Here is a 6,594-nt window from a genome sequence, read left to right as displayed (position 1 = left end):
TCAGGTGTTCATCGACTGGAAGAAGTCCGCATTGTTCTTGGACTGGCGCAGCTTGTCGATCAGGAATTCGATCGCGTCCTGCGGGCCCATCGGGTTCAGGATGCGGCGCAGGACATAGGTCTTGGCCAGTTGATCCTTGGGCGTGGTCAGCTCTTCCTTGCGGGTGCCGGACTTCAGCACGTCGATAGCCGGGAAGATGCGCTTGTCGGCGACCTTGCGGTCCAGGACGATTTCCGAGTTACCGGTGCCCTTGAACTCTTCGAAGATCACCTCGTCCATCCGCGAGCCCGTGTCGATCAGGGCGGTGGCGATGATGGTCAGCGAGCCCCCCTGCTCCACGTTCCGCGCGGCGCCGAAGAAGCGCTTGGGCCGCTGCAGGGCGTTGGCGTCGACACCACCGGTCAGCACCTTGCCCGACGACGGGACGGTGGCGTTGTAGGCGCGGCCCAGACGGGTGATGGAGTCGAGCAGGATGACGACGTCCTTCTTGTGCTCGACCAGGCGCTTGGCCTTTTCGATCACCATTTCGGCGACGGCGACGTGGCGGGTGGCCGGCTCGTCGAAGGTCGAGGCGATGACCTCGCCCTTCACCGTGCGCTGCATGTCCGTCACTTCTTCCGGACGCTCGTCGATCAGAAGGACCATCAGGGTCACTTCGGGGTGGTTGCGCTCGATCGACTTGGCGATGTTCTGCAGCATCACCGTCTTGCCGACCCGCGGCGGGGCGACGATCAGGCAGCGCTGGCCCTTGCCCAGCGGGGCGACGATGTCGATGACCCGGCCCGAGCGGTCCTTCAGCGTCGGGTCCTGGATTTCCATGTGCAGCCGCTCTTCGGGATAGAGCGGGGTCAGGTTGTCGAACAGGACCTTGGTCTTGACCGTTTCCGGGTCCTCGAAATTGATCGTGTCGACCTTCAGCAGGGCGAAGTAGCGCTCGCCCTCGCGCGGGCCGCGGACGGCTCCGTGGACGGTGTCGCCCGAGCGCAGGCCGAAACGGCGGATCTGCGAGGGGGAGACGTAAACATCGTCCGGACCCGGAAGATAATTGACGTCGGGGCTGCGCAGGAAGCCGAAGCCGTCGGGCAGGATTTCCAGCGTCCCCGAGGCGATGATCTCGACCTCTTCGTCGGCCAGGGTCTTCAGGATGGCGAACAGCAGATCCTGTTTGCGCAGGTTGCCGGCGTTCTCGATCTCGAGGCTCTCGGCGAAGGCGACCAGTTCTTCCGGCGTCTTGTCGTTGAGCTCCTGCAGGGTGATGCGGCCGTTGGGAACGATCGGCTCGCCGTCGTCCTCGTCGTCGCCCTGCTCCTGATCGACCATGGGCAGGTCGGCGGCGGCGATCTCCGTCGACGGCTGTTCGCCCTCGAGGTTTTCGGTTTCCGGGGCGGTGGGATCGGTGTCGCGGACGTCGGTCATGGGAAGCTTCTTGAACATGCGCGGCCGGGCGCTCGCGAAAACAGCGAGGTCGGGCGGGCTGACGATGTCTGGCCTTGCGGCCGGCAGGGAGAACGACGGGCTCCGAAGGGAGAGATCCGATCGGCGTCGCTGGAGAGAGGGACCGCCCGGCGCTGCCAGGAACGGTTCGGGACCAGCGAAACCACGCCTTGGGGGGTCAGGTCAAGCGGCGACGGTCAGCCGAAGGTCCACTGGGTCGTCACCGACAGCACCATGACGATGGCGATCAGGAAGGGGACTTCATTGGTCATGCGCCAGAATTTTCCGGTGCGGACCGAGGTTCCTGCGTGGATGCGGCGCAGTTCCTTCGACAGGAAGCCGTGCCAGCCGCTGAGGGCGACCACGCCCGCCAGTTTGGCGACCATCCACGGCTGGGCCAGAAAGCCCCAGCCCTCGCCGAAACCGTAGATATGGATGGCGATCATCCAGACCCCGAACACCCAGGCCATGATCATGGCCGGATTGACGATGATCTTCAGCAGCCGCTGCTGCCAGGTCCGCAGCAGGGACCGCATCTCCGACCGCAGCGGTTCGGCCTTGTCGGCCTGTTCGGCGTCATAGGCGTAGAGGCGCGGCAGGAAGAGCATGCCGGCCATCCAGGCGATGACGGCCAGAATGTGCAGGCCCCGGACGATCTCGAACGTCGTGACATCCAGCATCAGGCCGCCTTCCGCGCGCATTGGGTCGGGCAGGCCTTCCACGCCGCCCGGCAACCGGGACCGTAGGGCGCGACGCCCTCGCGCGGCAAGGCCTCAAGGACGGCGTCGGACAGGGTCCGGATGAAGGGGGCGGCCACGCCGACGGCGGGGGTGCGGATGTACGGGGCGACGCCGAGCCGGTGAGCCAGTTCGGCGTATTCCATATCCAGCTCGACCAGGGTCTCGATATGTTCGGAGACAAAGGCGACCGGCGTCACGATCACGCCGACGCCGTCCCGTCCCGCCTGTTCGAGGGCGTCCGGCGTCGAGGGGCCCAGCCATTTCATCGGCCCGACCCGGCTCTGGTAGCAGATGGTCCAGTCAACCTCGCGTTGGCCCAGGCCCGCGGCGGCGACAATGGCGGCGCAGGTCGCCTCGACCTGCTCCTGATAGGGATCGCCCTTCTTCGCGATCAGGCTTTCCGGGATGCCGTGGGCCGAGAACAGGACGCGGACCGGTTGGTCTCCGGCGGCGACACGGGCCGCACGTACGGCGGCTGCCTGGGCCTCGATCCAGCCGGGGGCCTGCGGGTAGCAGCATACGGTGCGGCTGACGCCCCGACCGGCGTAGGCCTCGCGCCAGGCCTTCAGCGACGACTCCGTCGTGGTCGTGGAAAACTGCGGATAGAGGGGCAGCAGGACGATCTCGTCCGGCGCGAAGGTCGCGACCTGGGCGCCGGTCTGTTCCGTCAGCGGCGACCAGTAGCGCATGGCGATGAAGGCGCGGACGACGTCGCCCGGCAGCCGGGACGCAAGGGACTGTTCCAGCGCCGCCGCCTGTTTCCGGGTCTCGGCCAGCAGGGGCGAGCCGCCGCCCATCAGGGCGTAGTTGGCCTGGGCGCTGGTCTCGCGGCGGCTGGAGATGAGGCCGGCCAGCCAGGTCCGGAAGGGGTCGGGCAGGCCGATGATGGCCGGGTCGCGGAACAGGTTGAACAGGAAGGGCCGCACGCTGGCCTGATCGTCCGGCCCGCCGAGATTGAACAGGACCACCGCGATCCGTCGTCCGGCGGCCGCGTCCCTCATTGGGCGCCGATCCGCTTCAGAACCTGTTCGACATGGGCGATCGGCACGTCGGGCAGGATGCCGTGGCCGAGGTTGAAGATCCACGGTCCCTGCCCCCAGGCCTCGAGCAGCTGGTCGACGCGGCGGTCCAGCATCGGCCCGCCGGCGCGCAGGAGCAGGGGGTCGAGCGCGCCCTGGATCGGCTTGATGGCCTGGACGCGGCGGCCGATTTCCAGCGGGCAGGCGGTGTCCAGCGCCACGGCCTGGACATCGACCTCGGCCGCATACCGTTCCGCCAGCGCCGCCGAGCCCCTGGGGAAGCCGATCAGGGGCACGGTGACGCCCAGGTCGCGCGTACGGCGAACCAGCTGCTGGTGGGGGCGCAGGACGAGGGTCTCGAACAGGTCTTCCGGCAGGCCCTCGGCCCAGCTCTCGAAGATCTTCAGCACCTGGGCGCCGGCGTCGGCCTGCATCTTCAGATAATGGGCCGTGGCCTCGACCAGCACCTCCAGCAGGGCCGCGACCTTCTCCGGCTCGGCATAGGCGTAGGTCCGGGCCTGGGCGCGTTCGCCCTTGCCGATGGTCCGCGCCTCGCCGTCCAGCATATAGGTGGCGACCGTCCAGGGCGCGCCGGCGAAGCCGATCAGGGCGCGTTCGGGCTCCAGCTGCGACCGCACGATCGACAGGGTCTGGCCGACCTGTTTCAGCGCTTCTCCGGCGCCGGACGTCAGCGCCCGCATGGCCTCGACCGGCGGCAGGGCGCCCAGACGCGGCCCCTCGCCCGCCTCGAACCAGACGTCCTGGCCCAGCGCCCGGGGGATCAGCAGGATGTCGGCGAAGACGATGGCGGCGTCGAAGCCGAACCGGCGCATGGGCTGCAGCGTCGCCTCGGCGGCCTTTTCGGGGTCGAGGCAGAAGGAGATGAAGTCCGGCGTCGTCGCCCTCAGGGCCCGGTACTCCGGCAGGTAGCGCCCGGCCTGACGCATGAACCAGACCGGCGGACGCGACGGCGTCTCTCCGGCGAGAACCTTGAGGAGCAACGGCTGGGGGGGCGAGGCGGTCATGTGATCCCGGTCCTACCGGGGGGCCGGTCCAGGCTCAACCCCGGCCCGTGTCGCACCCTCCTTATCCTTCTCAAGAAAGATTCGAAGAATGGGAGGTAGAAGGCAGGACCGGGGATGGCGGGGATAAGCCGGGTCTTCCGGATGCGAACGGACGGGTTGTCCGCAATCGGTCACAGACTGCGCACCGGGTTTCACCGGGCTGGTGAAAGCGGGGATAAATCCCGGGGAGGCCTTGAGGTCGGGGTTTGAGCCTCGGCAAAGCCTCGCGGGCCTGGGCGCCATTAACGTCTCATTAAGGATCTCCACAGGCGAACCGGCGGGAGACGCCGGATCGGGGATGAACCCGCCCGGCCGGGGGCGCCCCATCCACCTTCATCCCCGCTCGCCGCCCTCGCCCGGCCCGGCTATAGGAAAAGACCGACAGCCGACGGCCAACGGCGCCCCGCCCGGTCCACAGGAGTCTCGCACATATGGACAGCCTCCGATGACAGCCCCGGCACGGGGGGGCGCGACAGGCCCGGGCCGCGCGACGGGGCCTTCGCGTCTGGCGACCTATTTCCACGTCCATCTGGTGTCGGATTCCACCGGCGAGACGCTGAACGCCATGGCCAAGGCCGTGGTGGCCCGTTTCGACGGGGTCATTCCGATCGAGCACATCTACGCCCTGGTCCGGAACGACAAACAGATGGAGCGGGTGCTGGAAGAGATCGCCGCCTCGCCCGGCGTCGTCCTGCACACCCTGGTCGACCGGGAATTGCGCGAGCAGCTGGAGGCCGGCTGCCGCCGGCTGGACATGCCCCAGATCGCGGCCCTGGATCCGCTGGTCGGCGCCCTGTCGCGCTATCTGGGCGCGGCCCTGTCGACGCGGGTCGGGGCGCAGCACGCGCTGGACACCGACTATTTCAACCGCATCGCGGCGCTGGACTTCGCCATGGCCCATGACGACGGCCAGGGCACGACCGCCCAGCTGGAGAGCGCCGACGTGGTGCTGTGCGGGGTCAGCCGCACCTCCAAGACGCCGACCTGCATCTATCTGGCCCACCGCGGCATCCGGGCGGCCAATGTGCCGCTGGTGCCGGGGCAGGAGGACGGGGAACGGCTGGTCGGGCTGAAGAACCCCCTGATCATCGGCCTGACGGTCTCGCCCGACAGGCTGGTGCAGATCCGCAAGAACCGGCTGGACGGCCTGAACGCCACGCGGGCCTCGTCCTATGTCGATCACGACGCGGTGCGCGACGAGACGGTCAAGGCGCGCCGGGCCTTCGAACGCCGCGGCTGGCCGGTGATCGACGTGACGCGCCGCTCGGTCGAGGAGACGGCGGCGGCGATCATCAATGTGCTGAACGAACGGCGGACCCACCGGATCGGGGCGACCTGGTGAGCGGCGAGCGCCTCATCCTGGCGTCGAAGAGTGAGGCTCGCCGGGCCATGCTGGAAGGCGCCGGCGTGCCGTTCGCCGTGCAGGTCGCCGACGTCGACGAGGATGCGGTCAAGGCGAGCCATGATCCGGCCGATGCCGCGGGGCTGGCGGTCGAACTGGCGCGGGTCAAGGCGCTGGCGGTGTCGCGCCATGACGCCGACGCGTGGGTGCTGGGCGCGGACCAGACCCTGGCCTTCGACGGGGGGCTGGTGTCGAAGGCGGGCTCGCTGGAGGCGGCGCGTGCGCGGCTGATGGCGATGCGGGGCAAGCCGCACCAGCTGCATTCGGGCGCCGCCCTGGCGCGGAACGGGCAGATCGTCTGGTCCGGCGTCGACACGGCGACGATGCGTGTCAGGAATTTCTCGGACGCCTTTCTGGAGGCCTATCTGAAGGCCGAGGGCGAGGGGCTTCTGGCCTGCGTTGGCTCCTACCGGCTGGAGGGGATGGGGTCGCAGCTGTTCGAGGCGGTGGAGGGCGACTATTTCACCGTCCTGGGCCTGCCGCTGTGGCCCGTGCTGGAGGAGCTGCGGCGGGCGGGAGTGCTGCGGTCATGACCCTGGTCGCGGGCGTCGCCGGGCAGCCGATCGCCCATTCGCTGAGTCCGGTCATCCACGGGGCGTGGATCGCGGCGGCGGGGCTGGATGCCGTCTATGAGCGTTTCGGGCCGGCGGACGCCGACGGCTTTGCGGACCTGGTCGACCAGGGTCGCGCCGGCGCCCTGTGCGGGTTGAATGTGACCGCCCCGTTCAAGGAACAGGCGCTGGCCCTGGCGGACGAGGCCAGTGCGACGGCGCGGACCTGCGGGGCGGCCAATCTGCTGGTGTTCGAGGACGGCCGGGTCCGGGCCGACAGCACCGACGGCATGGGTCTGATGGCGGCGCTGGCGGAACAGGCGCCGGCGCTGGATGTCAGGGGCCGGCCGGTGGTCGTGCTGGGCGCGGGCGGCGCGGCGCGGG

General features: G+C 69.0%; 6 protein-coding genes and 1 pseudogene. 3 read left to right on the top strand and 4 right to left on the bottom strand.

Annotated features, from left to right (window positions below):
* The 4 genes from rho to hemE form a co-directional block, all read right to left on the bottom strand.
* On the bottom strand, positions 1 to 1,320 hold the full coding sequence (gene rho, locus V6M42_RS14680) for a transcription termination factor Rho (protein ID WP_442880984.1): 1,320 nt from the start codon (positions 1,318 to 1,320) through the stop codon (positions 1 to 3).
* A 311-nt stretch (positions 1,321 to 1,631) separates the two neighbouring features.
* Positions 1,632 to 2,135, bottom strand: a complete 504-nt coding sequence (locus V6M42_RS14675) for a CopD family protein (RefSeq protein WP_332657950.1) — start codon at positions 2,133 to 2,135, stop codon at positions 1,632 to 1,634.
* Positions 2,114 to 3,175, bottom strand: a complete 1,062-nt coding sequence (gene hemH, locus V6M42_RS14670; protein WP_332657949.1) for a ferrochelatase — start codon at positions 3,173 to 3,175, stop codon at positions 2,114 to 2,116. The genes V6M42_RS14675 and hemH overlap by 22 nt, the downstream gene beginning before the upstream one ends.
* Entirely contained in the window at positions 3,172 to 4,218 is a 1,047-nt protein-coding gene (gene hemE / locus V6M42_RS14665) for a uroporphyrinogen decarboxylase (protein ID WP_332679179.1), read from the bottom strand. Before hemE ends, hemH begins: the two co-directional genes overlap by 4 nt.
* Before the next feature lie 484 nt (positions 4,219 to 4,702).
* Between hemE and V6M42_RS14660 the strand changes: the two genes are divergently transcribed.
* The 3 genes and pseudogenes from V6M42_RS14660 to V6M42_RS14650 form a co-directional block, all read left to right on the top strand.
* Positions 4,703 to 5,599 carry a pyruvate, water dikinase regulatory protein gene (locus V6M42_RS14660; protein WP_332657947.1) on the top strand — a complete coding sequence of 299 codons (897 nt, stop codon included), beginning with the start codon at positions 4,703 to 4,705 and terminating at the stop codon, positions 5,597 to 5,599.
* A complete protein-coding gene (locus tag V6M42_RS14655; protein ID WP_332679178.1) occupies positions 5,596 to 6,192 on the top strand; it encodes a Maf family protein in 597 nt (198 codons plus the stop codon). The genes V6M42_RS14660 and V6M42_RS14655 overlap by 4 nt, the downstream gene beginning before the upstream one ends.
* Positions 6,189 to 6,594, top strand: a pseudogene (locus V6M42_RS14650) (shikimate dehydrogenase); the annotation flags it as partial. The gene V6M42_RS14655 and the pseudogene V6M42_RS14650, both read left to right, overlap by 4 nt.

This window comes from Brevundimonas sp. (assembly GCF_036677305.1).
Lineage (GTDB): Bacteria > Pseudomonadota > Alphaproteobacteria > Caulobacterales > Caulobacteraceae > Brevundimonas.
Note: the sequence above shows the minus strand (reverse complement) of the source record. Positions and strands in the feature narration are given on the sequence as shown.